Consider the following 22919-nt stretch of genomic DNA (forward strand, 5'->3'; position numbering starts at 1 on the left):
ATAAATGTTTTAAAATTAGCACTTAAAATCACATTTAAAGTATTTAAATCCGTTGGACCTACAATTTTCCCAATTATTCCTAAAAGTTTTAAATTTTGAGTGTTTGAAATGTAATCAAGTAAAATTTCAAATTGTTTTATTGTAAACCCATGTTTATTTAATAATAAAATCACATCTTTAACAGGTATATTTGAATAGCTAGAATCTTGTAACTGTATTTCTAGAGTATTTTCATGAGAAGATTTATCCCCATCGATTGATATTTCATTAGAAAAGTTCTCATCTCGATTTATTTCGATAATTTCAGCTTTATCTTCTAAAACAAATTGAATATTTATATCTCTATAAGAAATATTAGCATGTTCAAATTGTTCCTGATGTTTGGACCAATAGAAGATATTCCCAACTTTATGTTTTCCTAACCTACCTGCACGACCAATTAAGTTTTTGTATTTCACTAAATTTTTATCTCCTAAAATATTTCTAGAACTATATATATAAATGTTTTTTGTAGGCGTATTCACACCTTCAATAATTGAGTTAGTAGCTAAAACATTCTTTAATTGATTTGATTTAAACAAATCAATTACTTTTTTTTGAACAAATTTTGGCATTGGTCCATAATGTATTCCTATTCCAGATTTTAAGGCTTGTATAGGTAACCAATCAGGATGAAAATCTTCTTCAACCCTATGAATCCAACTATCTTTTAATTCTATTGAGTTATTAAGTATTTTAAAGTGCTTCAAATAGTTTTTTTCTAATTCTGACGGTGAATTATAATAAACAAGATTTATACTTTCATTATTTGAAATTTCTTGCTTAATTAATTTATTCAAGTCATTTATGCCATTAAAATTTTTAGCCACCGGAGCATAGTCAGATTGTAATATTGAGAAATCATAATTTTCTAATCCTAAAATAGAGTTAACTAATGGCATCAGTAAAATCAGCTTATCAGATTTTTCTAATGTGTCAACAAAAGAACGATTCAGTATAACTTCTCTACTTCCTTTAATCGGATCTGTCAGTTTATAAGCTTCATCTATAACGAATAAATTAATTTTATCATCATAAAGGTTTTTAATATTATAATACTTTTCTTGAGTACCAATAAATATACTTTTTCCAATTATAGAATCTGAATTTTTAATAGAGTCAAAAACCACATATCCTTTACTAGTAAAAATAGTTTTAAAATCATCTAATAATTCATCCGCTAATGAATTCGTAGGAACGATAAAAACTACTTTATTTGGCTCGTAATTATATATAAATTCTTTGATAAGCATTGTCTTACCAAAACTAGTTGGGGCAGAAACAATGCATCGTTTATTTTCAGTTATTCCGTGAAAAATTCTAATTTGTTCAGATGTAAAAGATATTTTTGAATTATGCTTCAATTGATTTTTTTCTTGAATAAATTCTAATTGCTTAGAAAAAAAAGAATCATCAATTTTTTCCTCATAATAAGGTGATAAATCGAAAAGAAATAAATCTTCCAATTCTACATTTTCTTTTGATTTGTCTAGTTGTTTTATAATCTCTTCCCGATTATTTTGATTAATCAATCTTTCATTCGAATTTATCATACTCCTTTCTCATTAATTATTAAATCCAATGCAGTTCTCTGTGCTTTAAATATGAGCTCTTCTTTTGACTCAATGGGTAAATGATATAAATTAATTCTATAATGATTTGGAAGGCTTTTTATATTTATTAAATTCACCAAATTATATGATCTAGTATAGTTAGTAGAAATTGGATCTTGTGTATGTAAAACGAAACCAGAAACTGTTAAAGGAATCTTTTTAATTTCTTCTTCTGTTAGTATTGTAATATCACCATTTATTCCTTTTATCGTAATATTATCAGCACCATTAATTCTAGATATGTAATCATCTAATTTACTTATGAATGATTTATCATTTACTATTTTATACGCTCCACCGTACAAATCACTATAAAATTTAGCTTCACCAAGAACTAAATTATTCTTAGAAAACATACATACATCTGCTCCATTACCTGTTATTTTAATATTATCACCTATTCTTAAAACAGAAGTAACTAAATCATTATCTATAAAATCAATATTTAAACGCGCTAATAATGCCTCTGCAAAAAAAGTATAATATGCTGCAAGTTTTGAATTACTCTTTATATCCGCATATATATCATCATCACATACTTTTTCTTCTCTATTTCTAAATGAGCTACTAATAAATCTTTGTAATTGTTTGATTCTATCCTTTCTTGATAAAGGATTATTCAACTGAAATAAATAATTTAACTTATTTGCGTCATATATAATTTCAAGAATATATTTATCTAAATCTACAAATGATAAACTATGCTCAAAAATACTGAATTCATATTTAGCACATTTACTTTTGGTTTTACTTGATATAGTTAATGACATTTATAATAATATATTCTTTGTTTTTTATTAATTTAGTTTACCCCTACAACGTTGCCAAACGGCTTAACAACAACGATTGAAGTGGAGTAAGTGAATTGGTTCAAATTAATACCCTTTCAAAAACACCGACCACTCTAAAATTCATTAATTGATCATCTCTGAGTACTATGGCTTCGTAATCAAGTGAAGAAAGTGGTTTGAGAACAATCTCTTCATGCTTCCACCCATCCTCATCAATACTTTTTTTACTAGCGTATTCCTTAATTGTAAAATTCCCTCCCAGTTCATTGTCGTATATTTCATTTCCCTCAACCAAAGTAATAAGTCCATTTCGGCTACCTCCTGTATATTTACGAAATAAACATATAGCTCCATTAGGAATAATCTTGTTCATAGACTCTCCTACTACTTTACATGCGAAATAATCACTAGGATTAAACAATTCAGGCATATCAATATATTGGACACCGTCTACAGATTGAAAATCTGAAAAACTACCTGCTGCAGCAGATATATTATAATATGGGATCGTACTTTTAGAAGGATGAGATAATAATTCTATGCTATTCTTAGCCGGTATATTCTCCGCATAAATAGGCATAAATTGTGAAAAATACTTTCTTAGATTGCTATTGCATACATAAACGTATGTACCTTCAATACCACGTAAAAATATAGTTTTATAAATATTAAGTATAAAGTCTAACAATACTTTCTCATCCTTAATAGAATTCTTACCATTTTTATCTTTGTAGGCATCTTTATATACAACAAATTCTTTTTTTTCAAAATCATAATCCAATTCAGGACCTATGATTATTCCAGTATAATTTAAATCATAGCCTTGTGTAGTATGGATACAACCTACTTCATTGGTAGCATTAGGAGAGTTTACCCAATCTACAGCAATACTATTCCACTTCAATTTTGTATCGCCAATTACAATGTCATAGGCTTCTGGGTTTTTATTAGATATCCATTCCCAGGCAAAACCAGCTACCATTCTTGAAAGGCCTAAGATTTGGTCTTTTTTCTTAATTTGACTGACTATTTCATCAAGATTATCAAACAATCGGAAGTCGTAGTTTCCTACATTTGTATTATCTTGAATTTTAATATTGTTAAAGATGTTATGTACTAACTTAACATATTGATTACCTCCCTTTACACGAAATTGTGTGACTAACTTTTCAATACGTGTGGTTGATAGTTGTTTCAATTGCTCAAAACTTTCTTTTGTCGCATCTGAAGGTTTTATAGATTGAAATTGGTCATAAAAAATAATTGATTTTTCACTCTGTAATTGAACCCAATCTAATTCAGAACAGGTCATTTTATCAAGACCCAAGGCTATACTATTTTTATCAAATATCCCAAAATAAGACCCAAGATTTACACGACGGCGAAGACGATGACCTTCATCGACTATTACTAAATCATATTTTTGTTTAACAATTTCCGATGGACCGATGACCATTTTACTTGATAAACCCTTTATATTCTTAAAAACATTAGCAATTGTCTGTCTAAAAGAAGCCATAGGAATAACCAAAGCCATATTCAGATCGCCATATTTCGCTTTTACTTCTCTTAACAGAAAGAATAATTCTTCATCCTCCTCGTCAAAGTCCGCATAATTGAAATCACTAAGATTTGTTTTTAATAGCTTAAATAGAAAGATCGCTAAAATTGATTTCCCAGTTCCAGCTCCACCTTGTATTAAACTCACTGCAGCAGAATCATCTAAGAGACAATGTAAAATAGTTTTCAAACTAGTTATTTGCTCTTTAGAGAGAGATTTGTAGGGCGAATATTTAAATAAATCCGAATTGTCAATATGATCTAAGGAATGTCGAGCAATCCCCAACTTTCGTAAATCAGTCCATATATCTTTAAATAATTCCCAATAAACTTCCTTTTGCTGATAAAACCGATGATTAGAGATTCCTAAATTCCCATTTTGCAACGAATATTTACCGTCTGCAGCTATATACCGAATCAAGTTAGACTCCAAATCCAACGCTGCCGATTTATTAAACAATTCACTTAGAATAAGACTTACACTATTTAGATTTTGTTTTTTTGCTGTTTTACTATGTGCTTTTAATCGATTTACTACATCTGTAGTTTCACCGACATAAGCATCACGTATTAATTGGTTTTTAGTATTTTTTTCTTCCAAAAAATAGACTAAAGGCCAATTTAAATAATCTAGATGATTAGTACTTAAATTAGACTCAATATCTTGATCAAAAGAATATTGATGTATACTGAAGCTCATGAATAGGTATTTAGGCTTGGTAGAATAAATTATAATTCGTTGTATTTTTTTGCAGATCCTTTTGCTTTATCTACAGGATATTTTTGATTATTGATTTCTATTTTTTGATCTATTATTTCTTCAATATTTAATTGGTGTTTTTCTGCTAACAATAGCGCATACATCAAAACATCTGCTAACTCTTCCTTTAACTTTTCTTTATTAACATCTTCATTATCTTTCCACAAGAATAACTCTAGCAACTCAGAAGTTTCAATATTTAATGCAATGGCTAAGTCCTTCGAATTATGAAATTGCTTCCAATCCCGATCATCACGAAAAGCTATAATTTTAGATATTAAATCAGTAAAATTCATAAATTTAGAATACTATATTGAATTTTTAAATATACTTAGAAAAGCTTTAATAAACTAAGGGAAACCGTATAAAAGGGTTTTTCTATTGTAGATTAATGATTTAGTATTTGCTTTAACTTATTTTCAAAGATTTGAAGATATTGCTCTTTATATTCTTCAGTCAAGAAGCTTCTATTGATAAAATCTGGAACCTTAACCCATTGCTTTGAAAAGTCTTTATAAATATTTTCCCGAACCAAATTGGACAGGCCCAAACTCATAGCGAATTGATCAAAATCTGATCTTTTGACTTTACGTTTTAGACCACCTAAGGTCAACGCTAAATCTTCCTTATCTTTTGGATAGATTAAGTTTACATTCAATAAATCATAGGCAGGAGATAATAAAATTCCTCTGTCTGTATGCATCAAAGAAAAGTTCTTCAAATGCATATCGTTGTTTCCTGTCAGAAAACTAAATAAGACCAATCTAAAATATTTAATGATATCCAAACCAGAGTTAGTAGCATATTGCTTTATAATCTTACCTACACGCTCATAAGAACCATTGTATTTTTGTTCTGTAAGAAGCTCTGAAAGTTGACATAAATCTTCAACGTGTATTTTTTGACCTTTTACACGGTCAAATCTTTTTGTGATATAAGCCAAATTCCCTTCAGAGGTACGAATTAATGCATGATTGGCTGTCTCAATTTTAAACAACTTAGCTAAGTGCATTGTCAAATCTTCCACCTCAGGCATAAAAGCATAATCTAAAGATTGAGGCTTTAAAATATAATCACCCCAAAGACCTACTAGGGTTAATCTTTTATTACCTTTATCACCGTTCAAACTAAGCGATATTTTAGGTTGAACTCCTGTCAAAGCCAACCTTTCATTTACCGTAATTTGAGCTAACTTATTTAGCTTCTCTTGATCCAATTCAAGCGTGGGAACAATGGTTGTACCGAAAAACTTTTTTGAACAATTAGGATGATAATTACCTTCCTCGACATGCTTATAACAAAATAAACAATTAGGCATTGTCTTCCGCCTCCATCGGATAGACAGATACTGCCCCAATCGTATCTCTGCATAAGTTAATCAACAACTCAAAACGATCTCTAGGGTTTAACTTCCAATGTTTTTCACCAATTTCTAAAAGCCATCCTTCAGGGATAAGACCGTCAAAAAAAGGAAATAAGACTTTACTATGATAAGTTTGTGTTGATAATGGAATAGTTAAGCTAATGGGTTTAGGGTCTGTAGAATTAAGGTATTTCTTATCGTAACGATATGTAAATCCACCATCGCCTTCTGCTAAATATCCAGCCAGCACATCTTGATAATATATTTTTGCTTGACGTGCCATTAGTCTCTACTTTTATCTATTACACCAACCTCTTTACCAAATAAAGCTAACACATCGTTCACTTTATCCAAACGAAGCGTTTTCTTTCCTTGCTCCAAATCACGTACAAAGCGTAAACCAACCCCAGCATTTAATGCTAAATCCTCTTGCGTGAGCTTAAGTTCTTTCCTCTTTTGCTTAACAAACTGTCGTAACGAATCCATAATTATACCTTTTCTGATATAAATATAAGTAAAATTTAATAATTATACTACTTCGGGTATAAAAATTAGGTAAAACACAACATTATACCTTTTAGGGTATAATAAAGCAATTTTACTAAGAATCTATCCCGATTAGATATAGATAAGTTAGGCTTTGAAAAAAAGAATAGCATAAGGAATGCAGCCTTGAATTTTGTCAAACTTTGTTTCAAGACAAAGTTTCTCGCCCACACCGGCGATAGAGGTGATAACTAATGATTCAACCAAAATCAATTGTCAACCTTCAGGATCATCATACTGCAAATAGACCGCAAATTACATTTAGCAGCATCCAAAAAAGGACGGCATAGCATTTCGACTGCGTGATTCTTTAGCATCAAAGACGTAAAAAACAAAATTCAATTTTGAACGTAGAGCGTTTAATTTTGTTTAGGCTTTAAAAAAAAGAATAGCATAAGGAATGCAGCCTTGAATTTTGTCAAACTTTGTTTCAAGACAAAGTTTGTCGCCCACACCGGCAATGGAAGTAAAAACTGATCATTCAACCAAAATCAATAGCCAACCTTCAGGATCATCAGACTGCAAATAGACCGCAAATTACATTTAGCAGCATCCAAAAAAGGACGGCATAGCATTTCGACTGCGTGATTCTTTAGCATCAAAGACGTAAAAAACAAAATTCTGTTTGAACGTAGAGCGTTTAATTTTGTTTAGGCTTTGAAAAAAAGAATAGCATAAGGAATGCAGCCTTGAATTTTGTCAAACTTTGTTTCAAGACAAAGTTTGTCGCCCACACCGGCAATGGAGGTGATAACTGATCATTCAACCAAAATCAATAGCCATCGTTGAAGAACATTTTAGCAGCATCCAAAAAAGGACGGCATCGCATTTCGACTGCGTGATTCTTGAGCATCAAAGACGTAAAAAACAAAATTCTATTTGAACGTAGAGAGTTTAATTTTGTTTAGGCTTTGAAAAAAAGAATAGCATAAGGAATGCAGCCTTGAATTTTGTCAAACTTTGTTTCAAGACAAAGTTTGTCGCCCACACCGGCGATAGAGGTGATAACTGATCATTCAACCAAAATCAATTGTCAACCTTCAGTATCATCATACTGCAAATAGATCGTAAATTACATTTAGCAGCATCCAAAAAAGGACGGCATAGCATTTCGACTGTGTGATTCTTGAGCATCAAAGACGTAAAGAACAAAATTCTGTTTGAACGTAGAGCGTTTAATTTTGTTTAGGCTTTGAAAAAAGAATAGCATAAGGAATGCAGCCTTGAATTTTGTCAATTAATCAAAAAAGTTTCATCCTTCAATTCTTTGCTCTTTTAAAAGTTATTTTCCTTAGCATAGCATCTCAAACTTCCTTTGGTATTGAAATATGTGAAAGAAATATACCGTTTTTTGGTACTGAGATCCATTTAAAGAAGAATTGTGGGTAAATATATGTTATTACCCACAATTCAAATTAATCATTGACTTATAGAAATTTTAAATAACCTTATTAAAAATTCCCTCTGCTTCTTTATCATCAAATTCTTTGATTTGTTTCAACAGAGCCTTTTTCATTTTTTTGACAACCCCTTTGTATTTCGGATCATCATATACATTCTTTAATTCTTGCGGGTCATTTTGCAAATCAAAAAGTTCCCATGATTCTACTCGCTTATAAAAACGAATCAACTTATAGCGTCCTTCCTTGACTCCAAAATGTGGAGAAACAGCATGTTCACCATTCTCAAAATAATGATAGAATATTTGTTTTCTATGTTCCTTTTTAGCTAATTTTAAAACAGAAACAAAAGATTTACCTTGCATATCGTGAGGTTTTTTAACACCAGTCAATTCTAATAATGTAGGTGCAACGTCAGCATTTACGATATTTGCATCCGTGTGTACTCCATTTTTAATTAGCGCTGGATATTTCATAATGAATGGTGTGCGAAATGATTCTTGATACATGAATCTTTTGTCAAACCAACCATGTTCACCCATGTAAAAACCTTGGTCCGAAAGATAAATAACGATCGTGTTTTGTTCTAAATTATTTGCCTTCAAGTAATCCAATACGCGTCCAATATTACGATCCATGGATTGCGCCGTATTCAAATAATCTATCATGTATCTTCTAAACTTCCATTCAGCCAAAGCCTTACCTGATAACTTATCTGCATGCAATTTTTCGTAAACCGGCTGATAATATGCTGCGTATTGCTTCTTTTGGTCCTCATTCATACGCTTGAAATTACCGTCGGCCATCATCTTTTCCCACGATTCAAACATTTTCAAATCGTAGCCCATACGCATATCTTTATCAATCGACATTTCTTGACCAGCAGCAGCTTTTCGGGAGGAATAATCATCATAAAAAGTTTCTGGCAAAGGGAATTCATCGTTATCATAAGTACCAAAATCCTTAGGGTCCGGCATCCACGTACGATGTGTAGCCTTATGACCAATGACTAGACAAAAAGGAATGTTTGTGTCAATAGAATCGAGCCAATTAATAGCCTTGTCAGTCACAATATCCGACACATAACCTTCGACACGTTCCGTTCCTTTCTTTGAAATGAAGTCAGGATTGAAATAATGTCCTTGATCATTCAGAATATCATAATAATTGAAACCTTGCAGTTTATGACCTAAATGTATTTTACCAATCCACGCTGTTTTGTAGCCCACATTCTGCAAATCTTTCACGAATAGATTCTGTGAAAAATCAAAATGAGAAGTTTCATTATCCTTAAATCCATTTTTGTGACTGTATTTGCCCGTAAGCAAGGTTGCTCGACTTGGCCCACAAATAGAATTATTCACATATGCATTATTAAAAACTAGCCCTTCTTTCGCTATACGATCGATGTGGGGGGTACGCCCAATTTTGGATCCATAAGCTCCAATAGTTTGGTACGAATGGTCATCTGAAATAATAATAACAACATTTGGTTTGGATTGCTGTGCATGGGAAATAATTACATTTCCCATTACTACAGCAAACAATATAAGCCTTTTAATCATGATTATTTTGCTTGACTTATCTTTATAATTTTAGATTCGTTATTCGTAGCCTTTATTTCTATAGTCACTTCGCGAGCGTTTGCTCCTGTGTTTGGAGAAATCGTAATTTGCTGTGAAACTTTAGCCGAACCGTACATTCTATTAATGGTCAGCCAAGATACATTTTCAGATTTTACAATCCACCAACCATTGGTTGTACCATCGATTGTGAGATTATATGAACCTCCTGAAGCTAGTACACTTACTGGAATATCATGAGTCACTTCAAATGGGCCAGCTTGTGGTGCTACAGGCAGATCTTTACTACAAGAACTTAGTAACAACAGCAAACTAAAAATAGCTGAATGAATTTTTAAATATTTATTTGTTATAATTTTCATCGTATTCATAATTACCAATTAGGGTTTTGTTGCCATTTACCATCAGTTAACTCAATCATGCGTTGTTGGATAGGCAATAAATAATCTCTGTTAACTTTAAATCCAAATCCATTTGGAAGAACTGCTTTGTACGGATCGATGTACCTTAGAGCAGCACCTGCGCTACCTGTTAAGTAAAAATTTACAGACTTACCTGCAGGGGCAGTATCATAATATAGTAATGAACTATTATAAAATCCTGTTAGAGAATTTTCGGTATCCAGATTAGATCCTACGAATAAAGCACCTAGTGGTCTTCTACCAACAATTAGTTTATCTGCTGCTGCCCATCTGAAAATATCGGCTAACCGTGTACCTTCTGCCACCATTTCCACACGACGCTCTCGACGTACAGCTTGGATTACTTTTCCTAAATCATTAAATGCGTAATCTGAATTTGCATTAAATTCACGATCAAAGTTCACTTCAGGCATTCCCACACGCTGTCTTAGTGGACGCAATGCTTCAATCACTAGTTGTGAATCTTCACCCAACTCAGCAACTGCTTCTGCATAGTTTAATAAAACTTCAGCATATCGGAAATAAATTACAGGCGCAGCACTCATTCCATCATCCAAAGTTGCCGCCATATTATCGTATTCTATATACTTATACATCGGATATCCCGTTGTATTTCTGTTCATTCCACTTTGATTAATAGGAGGAAATGCTGCAACTGTACCTCCCGGTCGAATAGGCTCTCCCGGAACACCTACAGTCTGTGATAAGCGAGGGTCGCGTATCGTAGGAAGCAGTTCTTCACCATAAGTAGCTTGATGTGAAGATCTCTCTGTGCCAACAAATGGTCTTCCGTCGCGTGTCAAATAATCATCTACTAAACTCAGCGTAACTCCAATATCACCACCACCAGTAGATAAATATTTAGAAACACCATGGCCAATATTTTCAGCAGGGTTATATTTACGCCACATTAAGACCTCTCTATTGGCACTCAAATCAGCGGTATTAAATAAATCTCTGTAATCTGTCAATTCCGATCCTGTAGTAGAGATAGACCAACGATTACTGTTAATTACTACCTGTGCTGCCTCTTTCGCAGCAGTCAAATATTCTTTGATCTTAGCATCTGTAACTGTACTTGTTTCGAAACCTGTATTCTTAGCTTTATGATACTTCTGCCAAGTTCCTTCATATAACGCAACTCTTGAAATCATAGCGTGTGCCACATCTTTATGAATACGCATAGAACTACTATTAGCTTTAGTACCAAGTAATGTAGTCGCCTTTTGTAAATCATTTAGCACTGAATCTATGATAACAACCCTACTATCACGTGCTAATAAAGTTGACTCATCATCAGAGCTCAATAAAGAATTAACCCAACTTACGTCTCCATATTTCTTGACTAATTCGAAGTAAAACCAAGCACGAAAGAAATATGCCTCACCAATATACTGGTCGATATCACTTTGATTTCCTTTTACACCAGAGGCCTTATTTAAGAAAAAGTTTAGTCCACGAATATCTTTATATTCATTTAATGCCTGTGCATTTGATATAGTCAACTGACCATTTAATCTTGGATTAACTGTCGTAAAAATCATATTGTCCGTACGAGCATCATCGTAAGCAATACCCTCTCCTCCAGTAAACGCTGGATGATTTGGTAGCTTCTCATAAAATTGATTAATGTACAATCGTAGCTCGTTCGCCGTGGCTAAACTACCTGTAGTCGAAAGTTGATCTATAGGTAAACGATCCAAAAAATTATCATTACACCCTGTTGTCATAAACAAGAATGAAAAAGCATATATATAGTTTTTTATTTTCATTTGAATACAATTAGAAAGTAAGATTAACACCAAAAGAATAAACCTTGCTTAATGGATACATTTTACCCGTTCCAGAACCGCCAGCCAGAGTTTCTGGATCAAACATTTTCACCAATTTGGTGAATGTCAATAGATTTTCTCCACTGCCAAAAACTGATAATCTATTGATTCCAATTCGCTTACTAACCTCATTCGGTACACTATATTGTATAGTCAAATTCTTTAAGCGTATGAATGAAGCATTTTGCACGTATCTACTTGATGGCGATTGCGTTTTGTTCGTATACGAACTAATAGCACCTACTGGAGAAGCATACGGATTAGGGTAATACGCGTCTGGATTTTCAGGCGTATAATAATCTAAGTGTTGCTGGAATACGGTAACTTGAGCGAGTGAGCCTGATCCCCAAAAATAGGCGTCTAATGCTGCAGGCAAATAATTTTGCTTTCCAACACCTTGCCATAGCATATTCATAGACCAATCTTTCCAAGTCAATCCTCCGGAAATACTAAAATTATAACGTGGACTACTGTTACCTATGATGCCGTAATCACCCATATCGCCTAATCGATTAGCACCAATATCTATCTTTCCATCACCATTGATATCCTCATATTTGACATCTCCTACAAGCCAATCTCTTGCCGAAAGATAGCCACGATTTAATTGATTGTATGCATTTGCTTCTTCAACAGTTTTTAACAAGCCATGTGAGGTATACCCCCATATTTCACCAACTTGCTTACCCTCATACCAAGCTCCTCCCGGATTGAAATTTGTTGGATTTTGATATTTAGTAACAATAGATTTGTAATCTGTAAGCATCATACCTACATCATAGCTCCAATCGTCATTGATTTTATCTCTCCATTTCAAAGAAATTTCCCATCCTCGAGTCTGCAAATCTGCATTGTTCGTTTGCGGCGCGGTAGCACCGAACATATCCGCTACATCACGCGATGGACCCAACATATCTCTGGTATTTCTTTGATACCACTCCAACGTACCCTGTAACCGTTGATTTAATATTGTAAAGTCAGTTCCTATATTTATACTTTGCACTTTTTCCCACGTAATTAATGGATTAAATGCCGCTGGAGCCTGAATGTAGCTTTCACGGTCATTACCAAAATAATAGCGTCCGCCCGTTCCTGGACCAGGAATAATAATATTCATACTTTCTAAGTAAGCATACATGTTTGCTCCTGCTTGATTACCAAGATTCCCGTAAGAACCTCTAATTTTTAGTTGATCAATCCAAGACACATTATCTTTGATGAACCCCTCTTCGCTAATATTATACCCGACAGAAACCGAGGGGAAGAATCCCCATCTTTGCGATGCTGCAAATCGAGAAGAACCATCGTAACGTCCGTTCACTTCCAAAAGGTATTTATTCGCGTAATTATAATTTACACGAGCAAAAAAACCACGTGTAGCCCAGTGATTACGAGCTTCACTCGAGGATTTGGTACCCGTTGCCAAATCTGTACCTGGTCTATCAAAACTAATTAATTCTGTTGCCGATGAAGTCAACTCTTTGTACTGCATGTACTCTTGTTGAAATCCTGCTGTAAGGTCAATTTGATGTTTATCAAATTGCATTTTATAATTCGTGTAAATATTTGGCGTGATATAATTTTGCTCCGACATTGTACGTGAGAAACTGCCCGTAAGTGGGATATTATATTCCGATCTATTTACAGATATAGGCATTCCATCAATACCATAGATTGTACCTGGCAGTTTTAAAGTGCTTCCATCATAATTGGTTCTTCTAAAATTCAAATCAGCAAACACTTTCCAATTTTTCAATGGAGAAATCTCCAAACCACCTAATAATACCAAAGTCCCGTTATTTGTCTTGCCTTCAGATCCGGATTGTAGGTAAGGAATCATTGATTGCTCATTCCAATTACCATAAAAATCATATGGCGACACATTCGGACGCATACGGGCTAGATTATGAAAGAAACTATCTTCATAGCCTGCCAATGGCGTTTTATTAGCGTTCTGTGTATACTTAACATTTGATTTCACTTTAATAAAATCTGTTAATTGTGAATTTACTGACACATTGAAATTATATCGGTTATAATTTATGTCCGCATAACGCAGTGATCCCCCCTCATCATACAAACCTCCTGAAATAAAAAATTGTGTACCTTCACTTCCTCCACTAAGGTTTATATTATAATTCTGACGCATTGCATAAGGCTTGTAATGTAAATCAAACCAATTTGTATTCGCTACACCATTCGCCGAATTCTCCCAACTTCCATAGCTATTGTTCGATACTTCTGGAAATATAGAAACCGATGTAGGATCGTTTATATATTGTTGTAATAATGCAATTTTTTCTTCTGAATATTGTCTAGTCCCCAATGCGTTAAAAGTCGCAGCATTAAAATAATTGGCAAAATCTACCGAGTTTACCATGTCCGGCAATCTAATTGGAGAAGTAAATCCGGTATTACTTGTGAAGTTTATCTGCTTTCTACCTGCCTTACCTGATTTTGTAGTAACTAAGATTACACCATATGCGGCACGAGAACCATAGATAGCACCTGCAGAAGCATCTTTAAGTACAGAAATATTCTCTATGTCACTGGGATTTACATCAGCTAATGACATTTCCAATCCATCTACGAGCACATAAGGCTGATCTGATCCGCTAAGGTTACCTGCACCTCTCACATTAAGTTTAAAAGATTGTCCCGGTTTAGTAGCTCCATTGACACTCACGTTTAGTCCTGGTATAGCGCCTTGTAAACTTTGAGTAGCATTTACTACCGGTCTATTTTCCAATTCACTCCCCGAAATTGTACTAACAGATCCAGTTAAGTTAACTCTCTTTTGAGTACCATAACCTACTACCACGACTTCATCCAATTGAGCCAAGTCCTCTTCTAACACAATTTGCATCACCCCCTGTTGGGCAGGCACTTGTTTGGAAAGAAAACCAACAGAAGAAAAATGTAAAACAACATTAGAACCTGTAACTTCTAGAGAAAATTTTCCTTCAGCATCTGTTATGGTCGATTTTGAACTATTAACTTGCTTTACAGATACATTGGACAACGGTTTTTTATTAATATCTGTTACTAAACCAGAAACTGTAGATTGCTGAAGCGACTTTTTGGATTTAATCACGACACGCTGGTTACTAATAAATTCCGCTTGAAGAGCATTCTTTGCTAAAATCGGTAAAAGAAATTCTTTCCAATTTTTTTTCTCTACAGAAATATTTTCAATAGAGACATTTTTAACTGCATCATCGTTGTAAATAAATGCAACCTCAGTCTGCTCCTCGATTGCTAAAAGAATATACTTAAGTTTTGCCTCCTTATAATTGATTGTTACATAATCCTGCGCCAAAGATTCGCTTGCAAAAACATGCGCTGCAAAGGTAGGTGTAAAAAAAAATAATAACTTAAGGATTATCAAGCACTTAAAGTAATAAGCAATTGGCACATGTGTATAAGCATGTGAGTTTTTTTTCATAATTTTGAATTTTAATTTAATCATTAGAGTATCCCACTTTCCTAGGGCTTGATACTCTTGGTTAGTACGTTTTTGGGTAGTGGCTACATGGTAGACCTACCCTCTTTTTTATTATCTACTTTCTCATTTAATAAATATATATTGTATCATTTTTTATTTGGTAATTAATCTTCAGACTAGTTTTTCTTAAAATATCAAGGACTTGCGTGCACTCCTTTTCTTCGAAAGTTCCCGAAAAGGATAAGTCTCTTAATTGATCATTTTCAATGATGATCTCTTTATCATACCAACGTCCAAGTTTAAAAGCAATCTCAGATAGGGTTAAATTATTAAAGACCAACTTGTTGTCTACCCAAAGCATATCCGAAACTTTAGCAGCTTTTACATCAGCTTTAGTATAACTTATTGCTTCTTTCTGGAGCAAATTTTTCAGATTTAGATTTATTGAGTTTTTTTCGATTTTAGCTTTTGAGATTTTCACTTGATCCCCTGGGTTCATAATAATCTCCTTAGTATGATTACCACCTTCAATTTTGAGCGAGACTTTACCTTCTATAAGTGAAGTCGTGGTAGCTTGACTTTCCGGATATGAATTCAAATTAAAAATAGTTCCAAGCACCTTCACCTCAGTATCTTTGGTTTGGATATAAAGTGGTAGTTCAGGGTTTTTCGCGACTGAAAAATAACCTTCTCCTTTTAGCTCCATTCTGCGATGCTTTTCACCGTATCCCTTTAGTACTTTGAGCTCACTTTCATTGTTCAACCATACTTCTGTTCCATCCTTCAAGGTTAGAAATTTGCGCTCACCACGGTTAGTAGTGATATATTGCCAATTTTCATCGGATGATGGAGTATTAACTTCGAAAAAATAAATACTCGAAAGCAAAGTAATAATTACAGAAGCGGCTATTGCAATGATTTTATAAACATGCTTAATACGGTTGATTTTTGGTTGAATGGTAGATATTGGATCTTTTTGAATTAAGTCATTAGGTCTTGTCTTTTCGTAGACTATTTCAGCTTCCAGTAAGTCTGTTTTATTAATGCTGGATGTCAAATATTTGATAAAATTTAATCTTTCCACATCACCTTCAGCAAGTTGCATCAGCTCATCACGTTCTTCTGCCGTGCTATCGCCTTGCATCAATTTATTTATTAAAAAAAGGTAATGTTCTTCGGTATTTGACATAATTATTTGTGCGTTCTTCTATTATAGACACATCAAATAATTAAATTCCCCATAGTAGGTATTAATTTTTATAACTTTAAAAAACTGAAAAGTTTTTTGACGGCATTTTGGATATGTCGATCTACAGTTTTTGGCGAAATATTCATGCATTCTGCCACTTGTTTATAGGTCATTTTCTCTTCTTTGACTAGAAGAAAAGCTTGTTTCGTTTTTTCAGGTAGATCTGAAATGGCTTTTTCTATTTTGGCAACAGCTTGCGCTCCGATGAGTAATTTCTCGGGATTTAAAGAGTCATCAGCATGCTCCGGTACATCATCATGGTTCACAAATTTAGGTTGTCGAACGCGCATCATGTTCAAACACTTATTTTTGATACTCTTAAATATATACTGTTCTATATTGCCTATCCGCAATAAATCTTCTCCAAGATGCCACATCTTCCACATCACCTCAGAAGTAACATCTTCGGCTAAATATTTGTCTTTAAGAAAACTAAATGCATATTTTTCAAACACTTTATAATTGGTGATAAAGTAAGATTTAAATACATACTCATCTCGCTCTACAGCAATTTTCAATTTATTTTCGGTAGATAAGCTGGTCAAAATCATAATTAGTATAAAGTATGGCAATATACAAATCTCATGTCCTACATATCAAATATTTATAATAAAATTTTAATGACAATGCTAAATGAAAAGAACACAGTTATAAAAAACCTTTTTTATCCTTAAAATACGTTTATCGAGCGATGTTAAACGGATAACTCCTAGTAACTTAAATTATAGATCCTCTGAAAACCTATCAAATAGACGATCCAAATGAGTAGTTATAAGATCTTATTTTGAAAACCAAATTTTTGCATCTACAAATTATTATCCTGTCTATGAACGTCCGAACTAATCAGTCCGCATAGTCCATCATATAGATAAAAACCTTCCCAGAAAGCTATTGTAAACATAAGGTCAATTGAATGCTATCCATTCACCAATGAGAGCATGTGCTCATATTTTTCTTGAGAGTTTTTCATAAAAATAAAGCTCCTATCTATAGTAAACTAGTTCATTATTGAGATCTATTTTTAACCATTTAAAATCAATATCAAAACAAGTAAAACTAGAACTTTCATCCTGATCTATATAGGATATATAAATTCCAGTTCATGTTGTATAAATAGATAACGTTAAAAATCTTATTATTTTCAATAACTATTAACCAAGACATCTATACAGAGAAATTTACTGGTTTTTCGGTATTATCGATGATTGAAGTCAAATTTACCTTGGTGTTTAAATATAATATAAATAAGTAGAATTATTGCCACAAACGATATAAAATAACTTGGCTAGGTGTTTATTTTGCTTTAATTTTAAAATTAATGAATTTTATTTAATATTTGTTAAAATTATTATGCCATTTAAGAAACTCACCTTTCTGTTTTGTATGACCTTTCTACTCTATTCTTATAATAAAACAAAAGTGGAAACTTTAGAACAAGGACGTGGAGCATTTACTTCAAATATCGATTTAGATCAATATTTGAAATCATATGATAACATTATTATAGAACTAAAAGAAGTTCAAACTGCAATTATTTCATTAAAAAGTAATGGCAATTCAACTACTTTAGGATTTAAGCCATCCAAAAGTCCGAAAGTAATTTCAGGGAGAATAGTTGGAGCTGGAAAGGTTAAAGGTAAGTGGAGAACAGGTATAAATGAAAAAAATAAATCATAATGAAAAAAGTTATATATTCTTTACCATTGTTGGCTATAAGTATAAATTCTTATTCGCAAACTCAACTTATTCATCCTCAAAATAGAGTTAATTTAAATGTATTCATAACTGGTTTAAACTATTCAAGAGAATTTCCAATCAGTACTAATTCATCTTTGGAAGGCTCACTAGGTATTGGTACACTTTATTATGTAAATAAATTTGACGTGCAATTCAATACTAATGTATCTCTAGATTATAAATATTACTATAATATATATAAGAGAAGCAAAAATGAGAGAAATATATCAGGAAATAGTGCTTCTTTTGTAGGGGCAACAGGGTTCTCACATTTATTCCCCCTAAATAAAATATCTAGATTTGATAATAAAAAATTTCAAGTAGGAGGCGCTATTTTTTGGGGAATAAGGCAACAAATAAAAAATACGGGTATTCAATTGAATTTTTTAGCAGGACCTTCTATTTCGGGAAAAGAGTTTTCAGATAAGCCAATATCATTATATGTTAGAACAGGCGTATCGTATGTCTTTTAATATGTAATATCTATAGCGTTCTAAACCCTCCTTATTTTCTATTTACACCGTTTTTTGGACACTGCCTTTTAAGAGCGAATAAACCATTCAAATCAGGACAGTTACCGCTCTAGCTAATTCCTTACCATATATTTATAGCCTTCTATCTGCAAAAGGCTAATAAAAGATAGTACTATTTGGTTTTCGGTGTATTTGATTGGTTATTATCTTGATCAACCGCCCACTGTCGCGGATTATTTTTGATATATGTACTGATGTTAATATATGCTCTTTCATCTCTTATGATATGCTCATAGTAGTTTCTCTGCCATATCTTGATTGGGGCGGTTGGGGCGAAAGTAAGGGTGAATTGCAATTCGCCCCAACCACCCTTACTTTCGCCCTTACTCAGCATATCTTTTATTCTTTTTATAGTAGCTATTTTATATCCTCTTACTATAGCTCCTATTGTTTGACTAGGTGAAGTAAATTTCCCAATCTTATTACTTGAATCTTTTGGATATCGTATTTCTATAATACCATGCACATGGTTAGGCATGATTACATATTCGTGTAATACAACATTATCTCTTATCTCCTCCGTATGTAGCCATTCTTGTGATGCTATTTGTCCGACAGTATTTAACTGCATCACTCCATCTATTACGGATCCAAATAAATGCGCTCTATCTTGACAACAAATTGTAACAAAATACAATCCTGCTTGGCCATAATCATAACCTGCTAGCCTTATAGACCTCCGATAATGCTTATGAGGATTGAATTTGTTCATAACATACTTTTTTGAAATAATCAAATAATAAAAACTAAGTATTCTGCCGATGATGAGCGGATTAAGGACTTTATATTGTTTTCTTAAATTTTAATGATACATTTTATAAAGACTATTAATTTGTTTTTGAAGCCATACTGGAACGTATTTAATTGCTTATGCACCACTTGGGTATCGAGCTAAAGTACAGAGGGCCTTAATTTTTCTAAAAAAACTTCGGTTACTTTGTTTTGGCCCATTGCTTTAAAAGCTTGAGCTATAAGATACAACAAATCATCTTTTATTACAAAACATCGGGGTAGGTTTTTTTGAACAATATGCTACGCTTACCTATTTTAATTACTCGTTGAGATCCTGGTGGTAAGATAATCTTCACATTCAACAGATCATACGCTGCAGATAGCACCCAGCCCAAATGATGCTCCTTGACCATGGAGAAGTTTTTAAGGTGCATATCAATATTGCCGATATTAGAATTATATGCATAAACTTATAAAAACTTAAAAAACAAACTATACTATACGTAAAACATATAATTAAGCATTCTTTAATTTCTGAAACATGTCAAATTTCTTTACATTTTAACTAATAATTTAATAAACAAAAATGCGCTTGTTATCTTTGAGTTAAGATATGACCTACAACAACAGTCCATTAAGCATTTACCGTTGTATTGTATTAGGCAGCTTGGAGAATGGAGGAATCCCGACGAGCAGCAAGGGAATATCTATAAACAGAAAACTATTTAGTTAATTTGTAGTTACATAGATGATGGAAAGCTACTTAATGGAATTGCTACGTGATATACCTAATGAAGTGGGTGTATATTTTATTTATGACAGTAGTGACCGATTAATATATATCGGAAAGAGTATCCACCTAAAAAAGCGATTAATACAACATTTCAGAAGTACCGATTATAGGGAGTTAAAAATTCAAAGGGAAGCATCCCGTATAGCATATGAATTAATGGGGGATGAAACAATAGCCCTACTTCACGAATCAGATTTAATAAAACTGCACCTACCGAAATATAATCGCGCAGGGCGTAAGACTAAGTATACGTATGGTTTGTATACACAAGTCAATGAAGATGGATATAAACAATTACTAGTTGAAAAAATAGAGCCTTCAAAAGATGAAATAATGTCCTTCATATCATATGCTGAGGGCAAAGAGCGTCTTTTTGCCATAACAGAAAGATACAAACTATGTCAAAAAATAAACCTATTGTACAAATCCAAAGGTCCTTGTTTCCAATATCAGTTGAAAGGGTGCAATGGTGGCTGTATCCGTCAGGAAGAAGTAGAAATCTACAATAGTCGTGTCAACAGTTTTATTGAAGCTTCAGAATTACCTTTGGGTGAGGTATTCATACAAGTGAAGGGACGTCATGATAGCGAAAAGGGAATTATCTATATAAAAGATGGCACCTACAAAGGATTTGGTTATTGTAAAATAAATACGAGAAGTAAAAACACCTTTTTGAAGGCAATAAACCTCAAAAATGACAACCGTGATACCCGAAGGATTATAAAAAGACACCTATTAACTAAAAATATTACTTAACAAATCAGGTTATTCGGGCACTAAATTCTGCCTTAGCACGATCCCTTTGTTGAATATACCGTATATAAAACGTACTTCCACAAGGAACCTAGCATGCTGCGTAACTTAGATCCCTATTAAATTTGAGTCAAGATCATTAGCATAACGTGAAGCCATGATACGATGATAACCTATAAAAATAATCTGTGATGTTTGGGGTATCTGATATTACATATATCCATACCTAGGAAGGTTTATTATACCTAAATCACTTTCTAGACATATACGACAGTAATTGTATAGGTTGGAGCACTAGTGATGAGAGGGAAACGGAAGAAACTTCATTGACAGCAAGTGAAATGGTAACAAAGCACCCTAAACTATCTTAATAAATTTGGTTAACCAAATTTCCGACTTAAATTGCAAATTCATTCAATTAGTGAACACTTTATTAGCACTAAAAATTGAGGTTATGATAACCCACTGTAGACTTAAGTTTACAAACAAAAAAATGTCTTTACAATAGACCAATAACAGGAATATGAATTTAATATATTCGCAAACATTTTATTTAGACACACTATGAAAACTTATGAAGACTATATAGAACAATCAAATTGTATTGGATTGGGACAGCTTTTTATTTATAATGAATTAACAAATTCAAGTAACAAAGTCGAAAAATTAAAAGAATTAGATGGTTATATTTTTACATTTCTTGCTGACGTTGATTACCATACCCTATTAAATGAAAATTTCAGTGATTTCTCTACCTACTTTGAAATAGAATTAATTGACAAAGATGTAATTAAAGCAGATACTAAGAGATTATATAATATATATAAGCTGAATTCCAAATAAATGTTTCCTAAAAAAGTGTTTTAAAAAAACAAAAATTACATTAACTATTAAAGTTAGGACTTCAAAATTGTCAGCCATTTCCACCTCTTTAACTTTTCATAAGGCTAATAAGGCAACTGTTAATACCCATATGATCAACAATTCATATAAATTTTAAATGTTAATTATAGTATTGTTAACTGCAAAGCTGTATATCATACTTTTTCATGATAAGCTAAAAATACATCGCCAATTAATTGCTCTTCATCCATATCTCTGAGGGCATCATCGATCACAAGGATATCAAATTCTTGCTGAGGAATAATATAATTAATATCAATAGCTATCAAATAATCAAAAATATCATTTACACGTTCGGGAAACCAAACCACAGTTTCCCCTATTAAATTATTGTTAGAGGTAAGAACGTTGAATCCTTTGGATTTTAATATCTTTAAATTAGAATGTGTTAATTTTTCAAACTTCATAGTTTATATTATGTGTTATAATGTTTATATACCACCATTCAATCTGCTAAATTCAAAGGTTAATATGGAGGTAGAATAAAGAGTTTATATTCACTGTATTTCCCCCTACTCACCAATATTTCTTGTTATATTAAATAACGATAATGAATCAATTGTTTCATCAAGAAGAAAAATAATTTTCAATTGACAGAAAGTATCCGCCCTATAAACCATATGTTTGAATATTCCGTAATTTGTTAATAGATCTGTGGATATAGATTCTTTATTTTTGTAGTTTATGGAAATGATATTTCACTATGCTAGGTTCATGCCACTGAAATGGATATTCCTCCTATTTCTGGCAGATAGCAAAAAATAAATACATCATTGAGGCACACTATGCAGCCTCATGGTTTCCCTGCGAAGGTGTAGTTTTTACGTCGAAAGACAATGGAACGAACGGCATTATGGACATGATT

General features: G+C 32.8%; 19 protein-coding genes and 1 pseudogene. 4 read left to right on the forward strand and 16 right to left on the reverse strand.

Annotated features, from left to right (window positions below):
- The 13 genes from IP023_RS11660 to IP023_RS11720 form a co-directional block, all read right to left on the reverse strand.
- A partial coding sequence (locus tag IP023_RS11660; RefSeq protein WP_241790541.1) for a DEAD/DEAH box helicase family protein occupies positions 1-1592 on the reverse strand: 1592 nt, incomplete at its 3' end.
- Complete coding sequence (locus tag IP023_RS11665; protein ID WP_241790542.1) at positions 1589-2422, reverse strand: hypothetical protein; 834 nt, start codon at positions 2420-2422, stop codon at positions 1589-1591. The genes IP023_RS11665 and IP023_RS11660, both read right to left, overlap by 4 nt.
- A 100-nt stretch (positions 2423-2522) precedes the next feature.
- On the reverse strand, positions 2523-4703 hold the full coding sequence (locus IP023_RS11670; protein WP_241790543.1) for a DNA/RNA helicase domain-containing protein: 2181 nt from the start codon (positions 4701-4703) through the stop codon (positions 2523-2525).
- A 29-nt stretch (positions 4704-4732) separates the two neighbouring features.
- The gene (locus tag IP023_RS11675) at positions 4733-5059 is read right to left on the reverse strand and encodes a nucleotide pyrophosphohydrolase (protein WP_241790544.1); all 327 of its coding nucleotides are present in this window, start codon (positions 5057-5059) and stop codon (positions 4733-4735) included.
- 92 nt (positions 5060-5151) lie between these two features.
- Positions 5152-6081, reverse strand: coding sequence for a HipA domain-containing protein (locus tag IP023_RS11680; protein WP_241790545.1), 930 nt, complete (start codon positions 6079-6081; stop codon positions 5152-5154).
- Positions 6074-6409, reverse strand: a complete 336-nt coding sequence (locus IP023_RS11685) for a HipA N-terminal domain-containing protein (protein ID WP_241790546.1) — start codon at positions 6407-6409, stop codon at positions 6074-6076. Before IP023_RS11685 ends, IP023_RS11680 begins: the two co-directional genes overlap by 8 nt.
- Positions 6409-6612, reverse strand: a complete 204-nt coding sequence (locus IP023_RS11690) for a helix-turn-helix transcriptional regulator (protein ID WP_241790547.1) — start codon at positions 6610-6612, stop codon at positions 6409-6411. Before IP023_RS11690 ends, IP023_RS11685 begins: the two co-directional genes overlap by 1 nt.
- 1498 nt (positions 6613-8110) lie before the next feature.
- Complete coding sequence (locus IP023_RS11695; RefSeq protein WP_241790548.1) at positions 8111-9637, reverse strand: sulfatase family protein; 1527 nt, start codon at positions 9635-9637, stop codon at positions 8111-8113.
- Between the two features lie 2 nt (positions 9638-9639).
- Positions 9640-10017 carry a BACON domain-containing protein gene (locus tag IP023_RS11700; RefSeq protein WP_241790549.1) on the reverse strand — a complete coding sequence of 126 codons (378 nt, stop codon included), beginning with the start codon at positions 10015-10017 and terminating at the stop codon, positions 9640-9642.
- 11 nt (positions 10018-10028) lie between these two features.
- Positions 10029-11849, reverse strand: a complete 1821-nt coding sequence (locus IP023_RS11705; RefSeq protein ID WP_241790550.1) for a RagB/SusD family nutrient uptake outer membrane protein — start codon at positions 11847-11849, stop codon at positions 10029-10031.
- A gap of 10 nt (positions 11850-11859) precedes the next feature.
- Positions 11860-15354, reverse strand: a complete 3495-nt coding sequence (locus IP023_RS11710; protein WP_241790551.1) for a SusC/RagA family TonB-linked outer membrane protein — start codon at positions 15352-15354, stop codon at positions 11860-11862.
- Positions 15355-15481: 127 nt separating this feature from the next.
- Positions 15482-16543 (reverse strand): FecR family protein, encoded by a 1062-nt coding sequence (locus IP023_RS11715; protein WP_241790552.1) that lies wholly within the window; start codon positions 16541-16543, stop codon positions 15482-15484.
- Positions 16544-16611: 68 nt separating this feature from the next.
- Entirely contained in the window at positions 16612-17154 is a 543-nt protein-coding gene (locus tag IP023_RS11720) for a sigma-70 family RNA polymerase sigma factor (protein WP_241790553.1), read from the reverse strand.
- 799 nt (positions 17155-17953) lie between these two features.
- On the opposite strand from IP023_RS11720, the gene IP023_RS11725 reads away from it, so the two are divergent.
- Positions 17954-18280 (forward strand): hypothetical protein, encoded by a 327-nt coding sequence (locus IP023_RS11725; protein WP_241790554.1) that lies wholly within the window; start codon positions 17954-17956, stop codon positions 18278-18280.
- Entirely contained in the window at positions 18280-18813 is a 534-nt protein-coding gene (locus tag IP023_RS11730; RefSeq protein WP_241790555.1) for a hypothetical protein, read from the forward strand. The genes IP023_RS11725 and IP023_RS11730 overlap by 1 nt, the downstream gene beginning before the upstream one ends.
- Before the next feature lie 172 nt (positions 18814-18985).
- Here the strand turns inward: IP023_RS11730 and IP023_RS11735 are convergent, their stop codons facing one another.
- Both IP023_RS11735 and IP023_RS11740 read right to left on the reverse strand, forming a co-directional pair.
- Positions 18986-19585: a transposase gene (locus tag IP023_RS11735; protein WP_241790556.1), complete on the reverse strand. Its 600-nt coding sequence runs from the start codon at positions 19583-19585 to the stop codon at positions 18986-18988.
- Positions 19586-19868: 283 nt separating this feature from the next.
- Positions 19869-20057, reverse strand: a pseudogene (locus IP023_RS11740) (HipA domain-containing protein); the annotation flags it as partial.
- A 296-nt stretch (positions 20058-20353) separates the two neighbouring features.
- Between IP023_RS11740 and IP023_RS11745 the strand changes: the two are divergent.
- Both IP023_RS11745 and IP023_RS11750 read left to right on the forward strand, forming a co-directional pair.
- Positions 20354-21154 (forward strand): GIY-YIG nuclease family protein, encoded by an 801-nt coding sequence (locus tag IP023_RS11745; protein WP_241790558.1) that lies wholly within the window; start codon positions 20354-20356, stop codon positions 21152-21154.
- Between the two features lie 561 nt (positions 21155-21715).
- Complete coding sequence (locus IP023_RS11750; protein WP_241790559.1) at positions 21716-21994, forward strand: hypothetical protein; 279 nt, start codon at positions 21716-21718, stop codon at positions 21992-21994.
- Positions 21995-22188: 194 nt separating this feature from the next.
- On the opposite strand, the gene IP023_RS11755 is transcribed toward IP023_RS11750, so the two are convergent.
- Positions 22189-22461 carry a hypothetical protein gene (locus IP023_RS11755; RefSeq protein ID WP_241790560.1) on the reverse strand — a complete coding sequence of 91 codons (273 nt, stop codon included), beginning with the start codon at positions 22459-22461 and terminating at the stop codon, positions 22189-22191.
- Positions 22462-22919: the final 458 nt, after the last annotated feature.

The organism is Sphingobacterium rhinopitheci (genome assembly GCF_022627575.1).
GTDB lineage: Bacteria > Bacteroidota > Bacteroidia > Sphingobacteriales > Sphingobacteriaceae > Sphingobacterium > Sphingobacterium rhinopitheci.